Origin of the sequence: Enterococcus sp. 2201sp1_2201st1_C11_2201SCRN_220225, from assembly GCF_040925905.1 — a bacterium.
Taxonomy (GTDB): domain Bacteria; phylum Bacillota; class Bacilli; order Lactobacillales; family Enterococcaceae; genus Enterococcus_C; species Enterococcus_C asini_A.
In genome coordinates this window covers 168,118-185,443 of record NZ_JBCOJC010000001.1, presented here as the reverse complement: position 1 = coordinate 185,443, position 17,326 = coordinate 168,118, and the positions used below count along the sequence as shown (strand labels likewise).

The 17,326-nt window shown below is 39.7% G+C and carries 15 protein-coding genes; 5 read left to right on the top strand and 10 right to left on the bottom strand.

What is annotated here, in order from left to right; translation table 11 throughout:
• Together AB5754_RS00850 and AB5754_RS00845 are read right to left on the bottom strand one after the other, a co-directional pair.
• Positions 1-332 (bottom strand): DUF1538 family protein (locus AB5754_RS00850; RefSeq protein WP_368259428.1); only part of this gene is annotated, 332 nt, incomplete at its 3' end.
• The gene (locus AB5754_RS00845) at positions 329-1,012 is read right to left on the bottom strand and encodes a DUF1538 domain-containing protein (protein WP_311833721.1); all 684 of its coding nucleotides are present in this window, start codon (positions 1,010-1,012) and stop codon (positions 329-331) included. The genes AB5754_RS00845 and AB5754_RS00850, both read right to left, overlap by 4 nt.
• Before the next feature lie 176 nt (positions 1,013-1,188).
• Here AB5754_RS00845 and AB5754_RS00840 point away from each other — a divergent pair, with 176 nt between their 5' ends.
• Entirely contained in the window at positions 1,189-2,508 is a 1,320-nt protein-coding gene (locus tag AB5754_RS00840; protein WP_368252156.1) for a metallophosphoesterase, read from the top strand.
• A gap of 53 nt (positions 2,509-2,561) precedes the next feature.
• Here AB5754_RS00840 and AB5754_RS00835 read toward each other — a convergent pair whose 3' ends face one another.
• The 3 genes from AB5754_RS00835 to AB5754_RS00825 all read right to left on the bottom strand — a co-directional run bounded on the left by AB5754_RS00835 (position 2,562) and on the right by AB5754_RS00825 (position 4,261).
• Positions 2,562-3,206 (bottom strand): 3D domain-containing protein, encoded by a 645-nt coding sequence (locus AB5754_RS00835; RefSeq protein ID WP_368252158.1) that lies wholly within the window; start codon positions 3,204-3,206, stop codon positions 2,562-2,564.
• Between the two features lie 412 nt (positions 3,207-3,618).
• Positions 3,619-3,930, bottom strand: coding sequence for a PTS lactose/cellobiose transporter subunit IIA (locus AB5754_RS00830; RefSeq protein WP_368252160.1), 312 nt, complete (start codon positions 3,928-3,930; stop codon positions 3,619-3,621).
• A gap of 4 nt (positions 3,931-3,934) precedes the next feature.
• Positions 3,935-4,261, bottom strand: a complete 327-nt coding sequence (locus AB5754_RS00825) for a PTS sugar transporter subunit IIB (protein ID WP_368252161.1) — start codon at positions 4,259-4,261, stop codon at positions 3,935-3,937.
• Positions 4,262-4,534: 273 nt separating this feature from the next.
• Between AB5754_RS00825 and AB5754_RS00820 the strand changes: the two genes are divergently transcribed.
• Entirely contained in the window at positions 4,535-5,494 is a 960-nt protein-coding gene (locus tag AB5754_RS00820) for an L-lactate dehydrogenase (RefSeq protein WP_311833717.1), read from the top strand.
• Between the two features lie 44 nt (positions 5,495-5,538).
• On the opposite strand, the gene AB5754_RS00815 is transcribed toward AB5754_RS00820, so the two are convergent.
• The 3 genes from AB5754_RS00815 to AB5754_RS00805 all read right to left on the bottom strand — a co-directional run bounded on the left by AB5754_RS00815 (position 5,539) and on the right by AB5754_RS00805 (position 8,630).
• A complete protein-coding gene (locus tag AB5754_RS00815; protein ID WP_368259432.1) occupies positions 5,539-5,856 on the bottom strand; it encodes a GNAT family N-acetyltransferase in 318 nt (105 codons plus the stop codon).
• A 244-nt stretch (positions 5,857-6,100) separates the two neighbouring features.
• The gene (locus tag AB5754_RS00810) at positions 6,101-7,564 is read right to left on the bottom strand and encodes an amino acid permease (RefSeq protein WP_311833715.1); all 1,464 of its coding nucleotides are present in this window, start codon (positions 7,562-7,564) and stop codon (positions 6,101-6,103) included.
• A 265-nt stretch (positions 7,565-7,829) separates the two neighbouring features.
• The gene (locus tag AB5754_RS00805) at positions 7,830-8,630 is read right to left on the bottom strand and encodes a helix-turn-helix domain-containing protein (RefSeq protein WP_368252162.1); all 801 of its coding nucleotides are present in this window, start codon (positions 8,628-8,630) and stop codon (positions 7,830-7,832) included.
• Positions 8,631-8,721: 91 nt separating this feature from the next.
• On the opposite strand from AB5754_RS00805, the gene AB5754_RS00800 reads away from it, so the two are divergent.
• Positions 8,722-10,893, top strand: coding sequence for an alpha-galactosidase (locus AB5754_RS00800; protein WP_368259427.1), 2,172 nt, complete (start codon positions 8,722-8,724; stop codon positions 10,891-10,893).
• 43 nt (positions 10,894-10,936) lie between these two features.
• On the opposite strand, the gene AB5754_RS00795 is transcribed toward AB5754_RS00800, so the two are convergent.
• Together AB5754_RS00795 and AB5754_RS00790 are read right to left on the bottom strand one after the other, a co-directional pair.
• Entirely contained in the window at positions 10,937-12,541 is a 1,605-nt protein-coding gene (locus AB5754_RS00795; RefSeq protein ID WP_368252166.1) for an alpha-glucosidase, read from the bottom strand.
• The gene (locus AB5754_RS00790; RefSeq protein ID WP_368252168.1) at positions 12,531-14,492 is read right to left on the bottom strand and encodes a sucrose-specific PTS transporter subunit IIBC; all 1,962 of its coding nucleotides are present in this window, start codon (positions 14,490-14,492) and stop codon (positions 12,531-12,533) included. Before AB5754_RS00790 ends, AB5754_RS00795 begins: the two co-directional genes overlap by 11 nt.
• 298 nt (positions 14,493-14,790) lie before the next feature.
• On the opposite strand from AB5754_RS00790, the gene AB5754_RS00785 reads away from it, so the two are divergent.
• Together AB5754_RS00785 and AB5754_RS00780 are read left to right on the top strand one after the other, a co-directional pair.
• Entirely contained in the window at positions 14,791-16,272 is a 1,482-nt protein-coding gene (locus tag AB5754_RS00785) for a sucrose-6-phosphate hydrolase (protein WP_368252170.1), read from the top strand.
• A 5-nt stretch (positions 16,273-16,277) separates the two neighbouring features.
• A complete protein-coding gene (locus tag AB5754_RS00780; protein WP_311833709.1) occupies positions 16,278-17,261 on the top strand; it encodes a LacI family DNA-binding transcriptional regulator in 984 nt (327 codons plus the stop codon).
• The last annotated feature ends 65 nt before the right edge of the window (positions 17,262-17,326 follow it).

Below are 17,326 nucleotides of genomic sequence, written 5' to 3'. Positions count from 1 at the left end.
ACCATAACATGTATGGCCGGCTCTGCAAAGCCAACTAAAAATCCCATAATAAAACCGATGGGAATCAACAACCAATTGCTCTCCATGCGAGCTAATTCCGTACCTAAATGTTTACCTACCGGCACATAGGCGATATTTACCCCATGTAAAAAGAGAATCAATCCCATGGTGGTGATTAAAAAACCTAACATAATACGCCAAAATTTTTGGGGCTTTAACTTGAAGCTAAAGACGTTTAAAAGAACAAATAGGATCACAATCGGTGCAATCGCTAACAAAACTTCTTCCACTTGAGTGCCTAAACCAGTAAAAATCTGTTTCAGAAGATTCATTTAAAAATCACCCCCAAAATCATCACGGCTAAAATAGGCCCCAGTGAAGAAATTCCTACCATGCCAAAACTATCACTGTCTCCTTTATCTTGATGGATCATACTGGTCATCCCACTGGCTAATGCCAAAATAAAGGGTACCGTCACAGGTCCAGTTGTTACCCCACCGGCATCAAATGCAATCGGCATAAACTCAGGGCTGGTAAAAAAGGATAAAACAAAGACCCCAAGATAGCCAATGAGCATCATCTGATAGTAAGACAGACGAAAAACGGTTCGTAGCAAAGCAAGAAATAGAAAAATCCCTGTTCCCACACTCACTACACCAATTAAAATAAATTTAGTAATGGCCCCTTCAGAAATGTCTCGAACTTGTTGTGCTAAAACTTGTACAGAAGGCTCGGCAATCGTAATCCCAATGCCAATAGCAAACCCTAAACTACACATAATAGCCAAACTACGCTTTTTAATCATATATTCCCCGACGAGAGACCCCACTCGTAACATGGAATAATCCGCACCAAATAAAAACAACGCCATGCCAATCATCATAATCCCCGCACCCACGATAAATGTGATGAAATCGTCTTTAGGTAACGGAGCAAAAATAAAGGTCAATACCACGATTAGAACAGTCATAGGTAAAATTGCAACAATTACTTCCTCAAAGCTTTTCCTCATCCTATTCCTCCTTTTTTTAAATTAATTGCCAATTGAGGAACAATTGCTTAGAAAAAAGTAACCATTCCTCAATAAATACTAATATTAGTGTAGCCTAAATTATGACGAACTTCAAACGGCTCTCGTGGCATTCTTGGAGATTTATGGTACTATGGCACTGGAAATGAGGAAGAAAAATGAAGAAAAAAACTTTACTGACTGCATTTTTAATCGTAGTAGCAGGACTTGTACTATGGGGTGGTCAGCAACTGAAACACGAAAAAGACGAAACCATCCAAGATAAAGAGAATCTTACTTTTATGATTGCCACTGATATTCACTTTTTAGCTCCAGAACTCCATGATGATGGCCAAGCTTTTACTTTCATTAAAGCCACCGCTGCCGGAAAAGATTTAGACTATCAAGAACAGAGCTTACAAGCTTTTATTGATCAAGCTTTAGTGACAAAACCTGATGGCCTGATTTTAACTGGGGATCTCACGTTAAACGGTGAAAAAATTAGTGCTGAAAAAATGCAAGAACTCTTTCGTCCCTTAAAAAAAGCCGGGATTTCCCTTTACTGCATTCCAGGAAATCACGATCTTTATGACGGCTGGGCCCGAAGTTTCAAGGAGAAAAACCAAGAAAAGACCCCGCAAATCAGCCCAGAAAACTTTAAAAAGATTTTTCCGGATGGCTATGAACAAGCAATTTCTGTGGCTCCAGATGATTTAAGCTATGCCTTAGCCATCAATCCAGAATATCGCTTCTTGTTACTTGATAGTAACCACTATCCCATGAGTGAAAGTTCTGCTCAACCAGCTACAGGAGGTAGCATCAGGGACTCCACATTAGAGTGGCTAGAAAAACAATTGCAAAGTGCTAAAGAGCAACATCAAGAGCCCATCCTCTTTGTGCACCACAATCTTTTGACCCATAATAAAAGTGTTAATCAAGGCTATGTTTTGGATAATAGCCCTCAAGTTAAAAAACTTTTAAAAGATTACGGCGTTTCGGTAGTCTTTTCCGGACATATTCACGCCCAGGACATTATGGCAGAAGATGGACTGACAGAAATTGTTACCAGTTCCTATAATATTATTGATCACGGCTACGGCCTTTTAAGACTCTCCAAGAATCAGATGAGTTATAGCCGCAAGACCATTAGTGTTTCCGATTGGGCGCAAAAGAAAAAGCTAACCAATACTCAATTAATCAATCATGATCAATACTTAAAAGAACTCTTTTTAAAAGATGGCGAACGCTTGGCCTACGAGACTCTGTTAAATCAAAAAATTACTGACGAGGCACAGTTGAAATCAGCCGCTGATTTTTTAGCACAAGTTAATTTGGATTACTTTCAAGGAAATGACTGGCGAGAAGATGGGTCTGTTACTAATTTGAAGCAAGATCCAGGCTATCAGCTTCTCACTCAGACTACTTTTTTAAAAAACTATTTAACTGATATACTCCAAGATCAAAATTTAAACGATCAACAATGGACTTTAAAAAAATGAAACTACAAAAAAGGGCTGACAGCAATTTGTCAGCCCTTTTCTTATCCGCGAGTTTAGTCGATAATAGTTACTTTCACTTGGCGACGGCCCCAAGCAACACATTGTTCATAAGTCGAAAAATGAACGTCGATGATATTTCCTTGGATGGCACTACCGGTATCTACTGCATAAGCTTCTCCGTAACCTTCAACATATAAGTGAGTCCCTAGTGGAATCACGCTAGGATCAACGGCTACAGCCATTGGGTTTTCTAAAAGATTTTGACCAGTGGCAGTTATAGTACCTCCACCTAACGTATCAGCGGGATCACTGCTATATGCGGTGGACTCCATATACATAGTTGTACCAGAGTAATTAGCAGAATCTGTGGTAGTAGTTTCTGTAGTTTCAGCTGTTGTGGTAGCTGCCTCTGTTTTGGTAGTTGTCTCTGTATTTTCAGTCGAAGCTTTCGTAGCGGATGAGTCTGTGTTGATGGTTAACACTTCTCCATCGTAAATCATATCCGTATCGGCAATCTTATTATCTTTGGCAATGGTGTCAATATAATCATCTGAACCATAGTATTTCATAGATAAGCCCCAAAGTGTATCAGAGGAAGTAACGGTGTGTTCAATTTCAGCGGCATCAGATTGACTACCAAATGCGGCTACTCCTGCTAAGACTGCTGTTCCAAATAAAATTGATTTAATCAGTTTCATATATGTATCTCCTTCAAGTTATTGTAGTTGTTCTTGTTGACAGGAACATCATAACAAGTCGGAGTTGTTTTTGGGTAACAGGACTTTAACAGAATATTTCAGGATTGTGAGAATCTTACAAAATTCACCTTCCAAATAATAACTAGCGTTTCAGAGTTGATATTATCAGTTTTTTATTATGTAAAAAATTCAGATAATTGTAATAAGCGGGTTAAGATAATATTAAGGGCACTTTGAAAAGTTTTTTTGTGATAGAATCCACTATCCAATCAAGCGCTTTCATTACAGTAAATTATCAGCTGTAATCTTTTTTGCACTATCTTTCACATTCAATTACTCATTTGCAAAGGTTCTTGGAGACATAAAAAGAAACTCTGAACAAATCAGCACATTGTTCAGAGTTTCTAGTCTTTTACCCAATTTTTTTATATACTGCGATGATTTCCTTGGCTAAATCAGTAAATGCAATAGAAGTCATTAAATGATCTTGACTATGAACAGTCAGTAAAGTCACTTCCATATGGTCCCCTTGTGCTTCTTTGGTCAAAAGGCCGGTTTGGGAATGATGGGCCTCTGTCAAAGCAGTTTCGGCTTGTTTGATTTTTTCATCTGCTTCTACAAAATTGCCTTCTTTGGCTGCCTGTATGGCCTCCATAGCATTGCTCTTCGCATCTCCTCCATGAATAATCAATCCCATAATGGCGGCTAAGTTTTGCTCTTCCATTTACTTATACCTCGGCTTTCATTAAATTCAACGCTTGTTCCAGAACCTTTTTCCCGTTCATCATACCGTAATCCGCCATATTGATTACTTCCACTGGGATATCTAAAGGCTGAAGCTTTTCTTTAAACTGCTTTTCCATAAAACGAACTTGCGGTCCTAACAATACCACATCAATTTTTTGACTGGCTAATTGTTTATCGGCTTCAGAAGCAGCAACTGCAAAAATCTCTTCTTCTACTCCTTGTTCTTTTGCAGCATTTTGCATCTTGGTCACCAACATACTGGTGCTCATACCAGCAGCACAAACTAACATAATCTTACGTTTACTCATGGCTAACACTCCTTGTAAATTATTATCTTGATTTTGAAAATCCAAATCAGAAATCGATTACAAGAACATCATAAGCAATATGAGTCAGAAAAGGTAGCCGTCTTCCTCTTTGTGGAACATGTTCCACTAGATAAAACAGGTGGTCTTGACCATTTGTTCTTGAACGGACTTTTCAAGATAAATCAAACGAATCCTTTGTCAAAGCAACAGAGCTTTGATAACATGAAAAGAGTTCAAGTAAGGATTCTTTATTATAGAAAGGAAAACAACAATATGCGTATACAAAAGTCAAAAGTAGCAATTGTCGGGAGTGGCCTAGTCGGCTCTTCTACGGCCTTTAGTTTGATTACCCAAGGTGTTTGTGACGAGGTCTTAATGATTGACCTTAATCACGAAAAAGCTTTAGGAGAAGTGCGAGATTTAAAAAATTCCATTAAATACTTGGATCGTAATGTAAAAGTGACTGCTGGCGATTATCAAGACTGTGGCGATGCTGATATCGTAGTGATTACTGCTGGTGCACCACCAAAACCAGGACAAACTCGTTTGGACACTTTGGACATCAGTGCCAAAATCGCCAAATCCATTGTAGAACCCATTATGGCAAGCGGCTTTGATGGTGTCTTTATTGTAGTATCCAATCCTGTAGATATGCTGGCTTATCTAGTGTATAAACTTTCTGGACTACCGAAAAATCAAGTAATTGGCACCGGTACTTCTATTGATTCAGCCCGTTTGCAAAACTTCCTCGCTGATTTAGTAGATGTAGACCCCCGCAGTGTGTATGGGTACGCCATGGGAGAACACGGCGATTCATTGATGGTTCCTTGGTCTACAGTGACCATCGCTGGCAAAGCTTTCCACGATGTAATTGCCGACAATCCTGAGTTGGTTGGAGACATTGATTTAGATGATTTGGTATTGAAGACGACTCAGGAAGGCTGGGAAATTTTCAATCGGAAAGGCACCACTTATTATGGCATCGCCTCTGCTTCAGTGGGCATTATCAAAGCCATTCTTTTTAATGAAAACTCAATTATTCCCGTATCCACTCTACTAGAAGGGGAATATGGAGAACGTGATATTTTTGCTGGTGTTCCCGCTATTTTAAATCGCAGCGGTGTAGCTGATATTTTAGAAATTCATTTGACTCCTAATGAACAAGAAAAATTCCGGAGTTCTGCTAGTATCATCCGAGAAAATACTGAAAAGATCCGCAAATACGCTGAGTAAATACGTTGAATAGCAAAAACTTCCGGTCAAAGGCCGGAAGTTTTTTAGAATTCTTTGCGAAAGTTTGCTTGCATTTTCTTTTTTTGATAGCCACAGTTTTCATAAAATTGGTGTGCTGCTAAACGTTCTCCTCCAGAGACAAGACGTACTCCTTTTGCTCCAGTTTCTTTTGCCCACTGTTCCAAAGCCATTAATAATGACTTGCCAATTCCTTGATGCTGGTAGTCTTTTGCCACTGCTAACCCCATGATATTCTTAAAAGAAGGCATATACACCACTTCGTAATCATTTCCATGAATGTAGCCTACTACCTTTCCTTGAATTTCTGCTACTAAAAAGCAGTGACTGGGATTATTTGTCAGCCTTGCTAATTTTTCCTCCGTCTCTTCAAGGAAAAGACATACCCTAATTCCTTAGTATTCAACTCCCAAATACTTTGGGCATCTTCGGTTTGATACTTACGCACAGTCCACTCCATCACTTGCTCCTCCTAGATTGATTCATATTTGTAAGCGATATTACAGTCTATTTTAGAAAGCAACTATTAGATTGTCAATTTTAAAAGGATACAAAAAGACCGGGAAATCCCGGCCATAAATTACGCTATTACACTTCTTTCAACTCTGGTACAGCTTCTTTATTCTTGTCACGACGGGCAATTGCTGGCAAGATCATTCCTAACATAATCAAGACGATTGGTGTTAAGATATTCGTTGCCAATTGGAACCACCATGCTTTTGGATCAGCAGCATATTCCAATTTCGGCACCATTCCCAAAACACAGGCAAAAGCAGTGAACACAAAGCACCACGTACCAGCGATAAAGCCGAGTTTTGGATTTTTCATAAACTTGTATTCAGATTTGTAGTTTTTCCAAGCTTTGTTCAACATCATGTAAGCAAAGAAAACCCACAAATAACGCATTGGCATTACAACGGAATTCAAGTTGGTCATCCATTTCACCAATTCATCCATATTGCCAATTCCGAGAATCGGTAACAAGATGATGATACTTACTAAAATACCAGTAAAGAGGTAGCCATTAACCAACGTGCCTTTTTTGGAACGTTTCCGTAACCAATTTGGTACGAACATTGGGTCAGCATCTGCCAAAAGAATTTGCAATGGCGCATCAATGGAGAATGCCAACGCAGAGATTTGACCAATTGTATTGGTCAAAGCGTAGACGATCATCAAGAAATTCCCTACACCGTAATATTCACCAAGTTGTTGGAAGGCACTATAGGCCCCATTACGCATTAAGTCCGCAGGAATGTTGTTGCTGGCAAAAAGCATTCCCATAGCTACAGAACCTAAAATGGCAGAAACCCCTACCATCCCCGCTAATAGAAACATCCCTTTTGGAAATTCTTTGGCAGGATTTTTTGTTTGGTTTACATAAGGAGAGATTTTTTCTGCTCCCCCAACGGCAAAGACCAACATCGAAATAGTAGTAAAATAGGAGAAGTCAAACTTTGGAATATAAGTTTTGATATTCCCCATATCTGGTGTTGCAAATTCCATGCCTTGGCTGATTGCCGGCGCACCAACTGCAAGCAAGATGAACAAGATGGACATGATAAACATCGCTGTCCCAGCAAGTCCACCAATGACTTTTAATGTGGACAAACCTTTTGTAGACAAGTACAAGAAAGCTAAGAAAATCACTAAACTAATCAAGGCAATCGTGGTCATGGACATATTAGAAAGCATATCTCCATTTCCTTGTACCGCCCAACCTAAGGCAATCATAATTGCTTGAGGTTTTTGGGCAAGATAAGGAATATGCACTACCCAATACGTCCAAGCTGCATAATAAGCTAGTCGTTTCGTAGAAGTATTTTCTACCCAAGAACTAACCCCACCTTTACTGTCTTTAAAAGTCGAACCTAGTTGTCCTACGATCAAAGCATAAGGGATAAAATATAACGCTAGAATTAAGATCCATGAGGTAACTACGGAAATTCCTTGTTGGGCGTAGTTGTTCACCACGTTTCCTAAGCCCCAAACCATATTGAAGGCAATTAAGCCGACCGTAAACCAACGCAATTGCTTTTGATTTTGACTCATAATATCGCTCCTTTAATAAAATTAAAATGATAACAGACTAAATCATATAGATTTTTTTTATTTTTCGCAATATTATGTTTTTTAATATGAAGAGACTCTTATCTTTCAGTCATTTAGTTTTCATGTTTTGAGATAGACAAAACACCTGCCCACAAGCAGATTCTTGAAGGCAGGTGATTCGAAATACTTTTTTGAGGTTTACATAATGAAATTACTGATTACGTTTTTCCAAAAAGAAATTTTGGTACCCCGTATTTCCTTGTCTTTAAAGATCATTTCGATAAATGAAACGCTTTTTTTGATAGTCTTTAGGCGTAAGGCCAATCTGTTGTTTAAACACTTTTCCGAAATAATTAGCACTGGTGAAGCCAACTAGTTGGGCTACTTCTTGTACTTCATTACCGGACCAGAGCAAATGCAAAGACTGATTAATTCGATACATCTGTAAGTATTTCATCGGTGTCTGTTGATACACCCTTTCAAATTGTCGAATCAAGGAAAACCGAGAAGTTTTAAAATACGCTTCAAGATCATCCAGTCCTATATCCTGAGCATAATTTGCTTCCAAATAGTCTTTTACTTGTAGCATCTTTGGACTTTGACGCAACCGCTGCTGGTTCATTTCCCCCTTCAAGTCAAGAAGCAGCTGAAAAGCTACTTGACTGTTTTGATATAAAGACCACTCTCCTTGGTTTAGCACCGTTAGTTTCTTTACCAGCTCTTCACAAAATTCTTGACTCAAATCCAAAAGTTCAAAAGGACGATCTAACCACTGATGAATTACAGGAGAAAATTCGATAAACAGAAATCTCCAGTCCTGACCATAATAGCGAAAAGGCCCAGGAATTTCTGCTAAAAAAGCCTTTTCAACTGGTAATTCGGTAGTTTCTTGCTTGGTAGCAATCCTCCCTTTTCCTGCAAGGGTCACCTGTAAAACAATTAAATTTTCTTTGCGCTTTCTAGCATCCCAATCATAACGAGGCCCCCCAGAGCCTAGGCCAATTCCTCGAATTACCGGTAAACCTTCCTCATCTAAATAGTGAAATTGTCGGTTGAATTCTTGCAATTTTTTACTCCTTCTGACAATTATTTCGTCTTGAACCTTTCTATGTACCCTTTTATTCTATAGTTAAACAAGATGGAAAGGAAGCAATATTATGCAAATAACTTTTGATGCAGATCAACAACTCTTTCATTTAAAAAACGACCAAATCAGTTATATCATGGGTATCGAAAAGGAAAAATACTTAGTGCATCGCTATTTTGGCCCGGCTTTAAGCAGTTATCATCAAGTCAATGCGTTGCAATTGATTGATCGTGGGTTTAACACCAATCCCGATTGTTCCGATCGTAGCTTTTCTCTAAATACTTTACCGCTAGAAACGAGCACTCAAGGAAGTCTTGACTATCGCATTCCTAATTATCAATTTCGCAATAAACAGGGTTATCGGGTTACCGCTTTTGAATATGCCGGCTATCAAATTTTACCAGGAAAACCAAAACTAACTGGTCTTCCTAGCCTTTCTTCAGAGAATACTCAAACCTTAGAAATTACGTTAGAGGATCGTCCACAAAACTTGCGCATGCACTTACGCTATACTTTATTTGAAAAGTTGCCAGTAATTTCTCGCAATGTGGTTTACGAGAACTTAGGAACAGATGCAGTCTATTTAGAACATGCCGGCTCCATGATGGTAGATTTTCCTAGTGCAAATTATGATTTGTTAACCTTAAACGGTGCGCATACAAATGAAGCAAATTTATCCCGGCAAGCATTACATTCAGGCATTCAAAGAATTGATTCCAACCGTGGTACTAGCAGTCCTCAGCATCTCCCTTTTATTGCGTTAGCCGATAAACAGGCAAACGAGGATCAAGGAACAGTGATAGGGGCTCAATTGATTTACAGTGGGAATTTTGTTGCTCAAGTAGAAGTAGAACAATATGGTTCTAGCCGTTTGCAAATGGGAATCAATCCTGATACTTTTGAATGGAAACTAGCACCTAATGAGAGTTTTGTTACTCCTGAAGCCGTGTTAAATTACTCGACAACTGGCTTAAACGGCCTCTCGCAAACCTTCCACACCCTCTATCAAAAACATTTAGTACCCACATACTGGCAAAACCGCCCTCGACCAATTTTGCTAAACACTTGGGAAGGAAATTATTTTTCTTTTCATGAAGATGAGCTCTTAAGCCAAGCGAAAGAAGCAAAAAATTTAGGCATCGAACTTTTCGTCCTCGATGATGGCTGGTTTGCAGGTCGGAATGATGATACACAAGCACTTGGCGATTGGCAAGTTAATCAAGAAAAACTTCCTGAAGGTATCAACGGACTGGCAGAAAAAATTCACAACATGGGGTTACTTTTTGGGCTTTGGTTTGAGCCAGAGATGATTTCCAAAAATAGTCAGCTATTTTCCCAGCACCCTGATTGGCCTCTACAAGTACCCGACTATCCCATGACAGAAGGCCGTTGCCAGTTGGTATTGGATTTAAGCAAAGTAGAAATTCAAGATTTCTTAATTGCAATTTTTGATGAATATTTAAAGGATGGGGCCATTGACTATATCAAATGGGATATGAATCGCCATTTAACCGAAGTCGGTAATCAGACACTTCCCTTTGATCAGCAAAAAGAAATCAGTCACCGCTACGTTTTAGGCTTATATCAAGTGTTAGAGACGATTACAAAACGGTATCCAAAAGTCTTGTTTGAAAACTGCTCTAGCGGGGGCGGTCGTTTCGATCCGGGAATGATGGCTTATATGCCCCAAACTTGGGCCAGCGACAACTCTGATGCTTTTTGTCGCACTAAGATTCAAACCGGTTTTAGCTACCTCTTTCCACCGGTAATGATGGGCGCTCATGTCTCAGATGTCCCCAATCATCAAGTAGGGCGAATTACGCCTTTGACAACGCGAGGAAATGTAGCTATGAGTGGTAATTTTGGCTATGAGCTGGACATAAAGAAACAATCCGCTGAAGCCTTAGAAGAAATCAAAGAACAGATTGCTGACTATAAAGACAAGCGAGACTTGATTCAATTCGGGAAATTTTATCGCTTGTTGACACCAAATGAGCATGGAGCTTGTGCTTGGCTCTTTGTCAATGACCACGAAGCCTTAGTTGTCTATTCCCACGGACTAGCTCAACCCGCCCAACCACTTGCTTATCTTAAAACGAAATACCTTGATCAAACCGCCTTTTATCAAAATACTGTTACCAAAGAAGTATTTAGTGGCTCAGAATTGAACCATGCGGGTATGTTAATTCCTCGGATCAAAGGCGATTTTGAGAGTTTTGCCCTTCACTTTAAAAAAATCTAAAAAAACAGGCTGGGTATTTTGAATCATACCTAGCCTGTTTTCTTCAATTTTTTGTATAAAGGATTGCATATGCCTCATAAGGTGCAAGTTGTTCTTTTATTTCTTGCTGATAATTGTGAATCAGGACAACACCTGATTTTTCGGGATGCTCCAAAGAAAAGTGCCCTACTTGATTAGAAAAATTCACCACTACTACTAAGCGTTGGCCTGGCAATAGGCGTTCATAAACTAGCACATGACTCTCCTCAGTTGGTATGACCCGATAGTTTCCTTCAATAATAATGGGTAGTTCTTTTCGCAACTGAATTAAACGTTGATAGGTATAAAACAAAGAATTTGAATCAGCCAGTGCGTTTTTAACATTGATTTCACTACTTCTTGCTACCGGAAGCCAAGGTGTTCCTTTTGTAAAGCCCGCCTGTTTGCTATCATCCCAAAGCATGGGATGACGAGCATTGTCCCGTCCTTTTGCATTGATGGAAGCCAAAAGTTCTTCTTTTGTATAGCCCGCTTTCAAACGGGAGGCATACATCTGACGGCTTTCAATGTCATCCACTTCTTCAATTGAAGCAACCGGATAATTGATCATTCCAATTTCTTCTCCTTGAAAAATATAAGGAGTCCCTTGCATAAAATGTAAATAAATCGCCAACATTTTACCACTTAATTCCCGATAGTGGTCATCGTTTCCCCATCTTGAAATAATCCGAGGTAAATCATGATTATTCCAAAATAATGAATTCCAACCTTTCCCTTGTAACTCCACTTGCCATTTACTTAATACTTGATGTAATTCTTGAGGGTTTAATTCTTTTAAGTCCCATTTACGCTTACCTGTTTGCTTATCCAAACTGATATGCTCAAATTGAAAGACCATCGACAACTCTTCACGACATTCTCCAGAATACAACTGTGCAATTTCTGGGGTTGCTCCCCACGTTTCACCTACTGTGACTACATCATAATTTCCAAAAGTTTCTCTATGCATCTCTTGAAGGTAATCATGGAGTTTCGGGCCGTTTTTCGTAATCAAACGATCTGGTTCTTTGCCGATTAAATCAATTACGTCTAAGCGAAACCCGCCAATTCCTTTTGCTAACCAGTAGTTCATCATGGCATAAATAACCTTCCGCATTTGGGGATTTTCCCAGTTTAAATCTGGTTGTTCTTTAGCATGTAAATGCAAATAATATTTCCCCACTTCTGGCACAAATGTCCAAGCCGAACCACCAAAATTTGAAATCAATTCATTCGGTTCTTCCCGCCAAATATAAAAATCATGATAGGGGCTCTCAGAACTTTTCTTTGCCTCTTTAAACCACGGATGTTGATCTGACGTGTGATTTACCACAAGATCCATGATAATTTTAATCTCACGTTTACGGGCTTCCTCAATTAAACGTTCCATATCCTCCATGGTGCCATATTCAGCTGCAATCCCTTGATAATCACTGATATCATAGCCATTATCCCGATTTGGCGAAGGATACACTGGACTCAACCATAGCGCATCCACTCCTAGTTTTTTTAAATAATCCAAACGGAAAATGATACCGGGGAGATCCCCGATACCATCTTGATTGCTATCTTGAAAACTTCTTGGGTAAATCTGATAGATTACAGCTTTTTGCCACCACTTAGTTATCATTTGTTTCACTCACTGCTAAAATATCTTCCCCGCCAGAAACAGTCGTTTTATCTAAAACTGCCACATCTCCATAAGCTTGCGTGTTCGTGATGATTTCCATAACGGTCATATCGAAGCCGGCTTGTTTTAATTTGTCTAAGTCAAAAGTGCCTAAAATATCGCCTTTTCTTACCAAGTCCCCCACTTTTTTAGTGGAAGTAAAACCTTGTCCTTTCAAGTTTACTGTATCAATTCCAAGGTGAATCAGCACTTCTGCTCCTTGATTCGTTTTCAGCCCATAGGCATGTTTAGTATCATAAACTACAGTTAACTCACCATCTGCTGGGGCATAGACGGTGTTAGCGTCAGGTGCGATTGCTAAGCCTTTTCCCATCATTTCTTTTGAAAAAACGGGATCCTTCACATCACTTAATGGCAAAACTTTGCCACTGACCACTGCTGCAATCACTTCATCTTTAGGTGCGGCGTTACTTTCAGGATCAGCATTGATTGCCACGGCCACTTCCCCGTCAGCTTCTGCTCCTTCTACTACAAACAATTCACTGTGCTTTTTCCCGTAAAGATAAGTCGTAGTAAAACCTACAAAGAGACTAATCACAACCCCAATCATAAAGTAAGGAATGGATTGGGGTGCAATGGAGATAAATCCAATCACACTAGCAGGCCCCATAGCTACGGATAAAACGTGGAACAGCCCAATAAAGACAGAGGCAACGGCTGAAGCAATCATCCCGCAAATAAAAGGAAATTTCAGTTTCAAGTTCACCCCGAAAATCGCCGGTTCAGTAATTCCTAATAGCGCTGAAACACTGGCTGAAGTAGCCAAACTTTTTTGCTTTTGATTTTTAGTTAATAACATAATGGCTAATGTTGCTGCCCCTTGACCAATATTCGCCATGGAGGCTACTGGGAAAATAAAGGAACCGCCAGTATTGGCTACATCTGCCAGCAAAGTAGTTTCAATGGCTGGAAAACTTTGGTGCAATCCTGTAATGACAATTGGTGAATAGAATAACCCGAAAATACCTAGACCAACTGCTCCAGTGGTGTCATATAGCCACGTTAAACCGTAAGTCAAGCCATCCCCCACTGTACGCATCATTGGACCTACAATCGTAAAAGTCAAAAATCCTGTAATAATAATGGCAAGCATCGGTGTAAAGGTGAAGTCAAAAGCGCTGGCCAAGCGTTTATGGAAAAATTTCTCTAACGTCGCTAAAATCCAAGAGACTGCTAAAACCGGCAACACAGAACCTTGATAGCCAGCTTGTGCGACTTCCATACCAAAGATATTCCAATACGGCATAGTACCATCGGCAATAGCATTGGCGACGCCATAACCATTAATCAAATCTGGCATAACCATAGCCATGGCCATAGCTGCGCCTAGGTAAGGATTTCCGCCAAAGCGACGAGTAGCAGAAAAACCAACTAATATAGGTAGAAAAGCAAAAGGTGCAGAAGCTAAAAGATTGATAATACTTGCAAAATCTGTCACTGCTGGGAACATTTCTACTACTGACTGAGGACCAAATAAATTCTGGGCTGTCAGCACATTGTTAATCGCCATTAATAAACCACCAGCAACTAAGGCCGGTACAATCGGTACAAAAATATCGGAAAGGACCTTAATAAATGCCATAATCGGATTGTTCTTTTTGTTAGCCCCTGCAACTGCTTTTAAATCTGCTGTAGAAGCTTCTTTGACTCCAGTGATTTTTACAAACTCATCATAAACCTTATTTACATCTCCGGCACCGATGATAATCTGAAATTGATCGTTAGCCATAAAAGTTCCTTTGACACCATCATTGGCATCCAATGCCTTTTGATTGACCTTACCATTGTCCTTTAAAACGAGTCGCAGTCGGGTAGCACAATGGGCAGCTGCCTGTACATTGCCTTCTCCTAATGCGTTACTGATCTCCTCCGCTACTTTTTTATGATTCATTTCCTTTTCCTCCTTTTGATTGACTTGTCTGAAACAAATCAAACCGTATGAATGAAACCGTTTTTCTGACTTTAGTATGCCACGGGATTTTTAAATTGTCAAACGTTTATCAAATTTTATTTTGAAAAAATTGATGATTCTACTCTGAATGTTAGATGTTCATTGCTATTAATACCCTTTGTAACACGGAATTGCAATTAAATGATGATTTTCCTTTGTTTCATTTTGTTATACGTTTGACATTTCATTCAAATAGCCTTATGATAATGACAAGAATACGCTTACGAGGAGTAATCAAATGAATAAAAACGATTGGACCAGAACACAACGCTATCAATCCTATGATCAGTGGTCACCAAAATATAAAAACGACTTGAAACAACAAGTCGCAACTTCTGCTTGGCGCCTAGGTTATCACGTACAGCCGGTGACAGGTTTATTAAATGACCCCAATGGTTTTTCCTATTATGATGGAAAATGGCAGCTTTTTTATCAGGCCTATCCCTTTGGACCGGTTCACGGATTGAAATCATGGTATCACGTAACTTCGGATAATTTGATAGACTGGCAAAATGAAGGACTTAAACTAATGCCTACAGGAGATTACGACAGCCACGGTGTTTACTCAGGCTCAGCCCTGCCCTATAAAGATCGACTCTTTCTCGCTTATACAGGAAATGTGCGCAACCAAGACTGGCATCGTCATTCTTATCAGCTAGGTGCTTTTATGGATCAAAATGGCACGATCGAAAAAATATCAGAACCATTATTGGCCAAACCGCCTGTAGGTTATACAGAGGAATTTCGCGACCCTCAAATCATTTCCTATCAAGATGGCTATTTAATGGTGATTGGCGCGCAAGACAAGTCAGAAGTCGGCCAAGTGCTGACTTATTTTAGCGAAGACTTATTACACTGGGATTTATGCGGAGAGCTTCATTTTACTAATGAGAAACTAGGCTTTATGGTCGAGTGTCCAAACTTATTATTGTTTGATCAGGGGGCGTTGTTATTATTTTGCCCTCAAGGAATGGATCCGGCTATTTGCAACTATCAAAATATTTATCCCAATACTTACGTTACCGCTGCAGGCTATTCTCTAAAGGATAATGCATTGCGCCAACCCAGTGCGATCAAAAACTTAGATGAAGGATTCGATGTGTATGCTACGCAAGGCTTTATGGCACCAGACGGCCGTTGTCTAACCATTAGCTGGGTGGGTCTGCCAGAAATTGACTACCCCACTGATAACGAAGGCTGGGCCCATTGTTTAAGTCAGGTCAAAGAATGTGTGATAAAAGACGGGCATTTGTATCAAAATCCCGTGGCAGAGATGAAAGCTTTGCGGCAAGGTGCTGGAATCCCTCTCTCTTCAAGCCATAAAGAATTTACAACGGATAAAAATCAGTATGAAGTATTATTAGAATTTGAAGCTGGTTCAACGGGTGAAGTTCATTTGTTTGCCGATGAGGAAAATAGCGGTTTTTCTCTTTCCTTTGACAGTCTCCGTGGTAAAATACAATTAGACCGCGGTCAGACCGGTATCCGTTTTGCTGAAGAATATGGGACAACCCGTAGTTTTTCCATTGAACCAGGTGCAGTTAACCTGAGAATTTTTGTGGATCACTCCTTAGTAGAAATTTTCATTAATGATGGGGCACAAACTGCCACAGCACGAGTCTTCCCCCTTGAAGGGCAAAAAAAATGTCAGATTACTTGTGAGCAAAACTTTACCGGAAACTATTGGCCATTACGGGATATGACGACAAACAAAGGATGAAAAATATGGCAATTAAATTGACGGATGTGGCAAAATTGGCGGGAGTTTCAGCCACCACAGTTTCCCGGGTGATTAATAATTACGGTTCCCTAAGTCAAAAGACCATCGACAAAGTTCAGGCCGCCATGAAAGAATTAAACTACCAACCCAATAGCCTTGCTCGGTCTCTTCAAGGAAAAAATACCCAACTAGTGGGTTTGATTTTTCCTACGGTGGCCAATCCTTTTTACGGTGAGCTAGTGGAAAAAATCGAGCGGAAATTATTTGAGATGGATTATCGCACGATTTTATGTGACAGTGCCCACAATAAAGAAAAAGAACGTAGCTATCTCAATATGCTAGCTGCCAATAAAGTCGATGGCATCATTGCCGGTGCCCACAATTTAGGCATTGAAGAATACGAAGACTTGGACTTGCCCATTGTGTCTTTTGACCGTTACCTTGCAGATGGGATTCCGATTGTAGGGAGTGATAATTTTCAAGGAGGCTTTTTGGCTACGGAAAATCTCTATTTAAGAGGTGCCCGCAAAATCGCCATCATGACCGGCTCTCAAGAATCAGACTCTCCCACTAACGAACGGTTAAATGGCTATTTGGCCTTTTTAAAGGCGCATGACTTGGAACCTCAAGTCTTTTCCTTTCATTCACTGGCTCAATCCACCACATTGAAAAAATTGGAAATCAAACGAATTTTGGAAAATGAAGATATTGATGGCCTCTTTTGTACCGATGATTTAACCGCAATTTTAGTGGCGAATCAATGTCAAAAGTCTCAGATTGCCGTGCCGGAACAATTAAAAATTATTGGCTATGATGGTACGAAACTCATCCAAAACTACTTTCCTCAACTGACTACTATGGCTCAACCGATTTCTGATTATGCAGATGTCTTAATTGATTTGTTATTACAACGTGTGCAAGACCCAGAAAAAACCTTGGAAAGCCATTACCTTTTGCCGGTGAAATTGATTCAAGGAGAGACAACTTAATGATTCTTAAACTGGTTTCCAAGAAATATTTGGAAACCAGTTTTTTCTATTAGGAAAGTGCCCTT

What these genes read in the sequence shown, in the direction of transcription:
- AB5754_RS00845 (WP_311833721.1), bottom strand. Translation starts at nt 1,012, where the DNA reads ATGAGGAAAAGCTTTGAGGAAGTAATTGTTGCAATTTTACCTATGACT.
- AB5754_RS00840 (WP_368252156.1), top strand. Translation starts at nt 1,189, where the DNA reads ATGAAGAAAAAAACTTTACTGACTGCATTTTTAATCGTAGTAGCAGGA.
- AB5754_RS00835 (WP_368252158.1), bottom strand. Translation starts at nt 3,206, where the DNA reads ATGAAACTGATTAAATCAATTTTATTTGGAACAGCAGTCTTAGCAGGA.
- AB5754_RS00830 (WP_368252160.1), bottom strand. Translation starts at nt 3,930, where the DNA reads ATGGAAGAGCAAAACTTAGCCGCCATTATGGGATTGATTATTCATGGA.
- AB5754_RS00825 (WP_368252161.1), bottom strand. Translation starts at nt 4,261, where the DNA reads ATGAGTAAACGTAAGATTATGTTAGTTTGTGCTGCTGGTATGAGCACC.
- AB5754_RS00820 (WP_311833717.1), top strand. Translation starts at nt 4,535, where the DNA reads ATGCGTATACAAAAGTCAAAAGTAGCAATTGTCGGGAGTGGCCTAGTC.
- AB5754_RS00810 (WP_311833715.1), bottom strand. Translation starts at nt 7,564, where the DNA reads ATGAGTCAAAATCAAAAGCAATTGCGTTGGTTTACGGTCGGCTTAATT.
- AB5754_RS00800 (WP_368259427.1), top strand. Translation starts at nt 8,722, where the DNA reads ATGCAAATAACTTTTGATGCAGATCAACAACTCTTTCATTTAAAAAAC.
- AB5754_RS00795 (WP_368252166.1), bottom strand. Translation starts at nt 12,541, where the DNA reads ATGATAACTAAGTGGTGGCAAAAAGCTGTAATCTATCAGATTTACCCA.
- AB5754_RS00790 (WP_368252168.1), bottom strand. Translation starts at nt 14,492, where the DNA reads ATGAATCATAAAAAAGTAGCGGAGGAGATCAGTAACGCATTAGGAGAA.
- AB5754_RS00785 (WP_368252170.1), top strand. Translation starts at nt 14,791, where the DNA reads ATGAATAAAAACGATTGGACCAGAACACAACGCTATCAATCCTATGAT.
- AB5754_RS00780 (WP_311833709.1), top strand. Translation starts at nt 16,278, where the DNA reads ATGGCAATTAAATTGACGGATGTGGCAAAATTGGCGGGAGTTTCAGCC.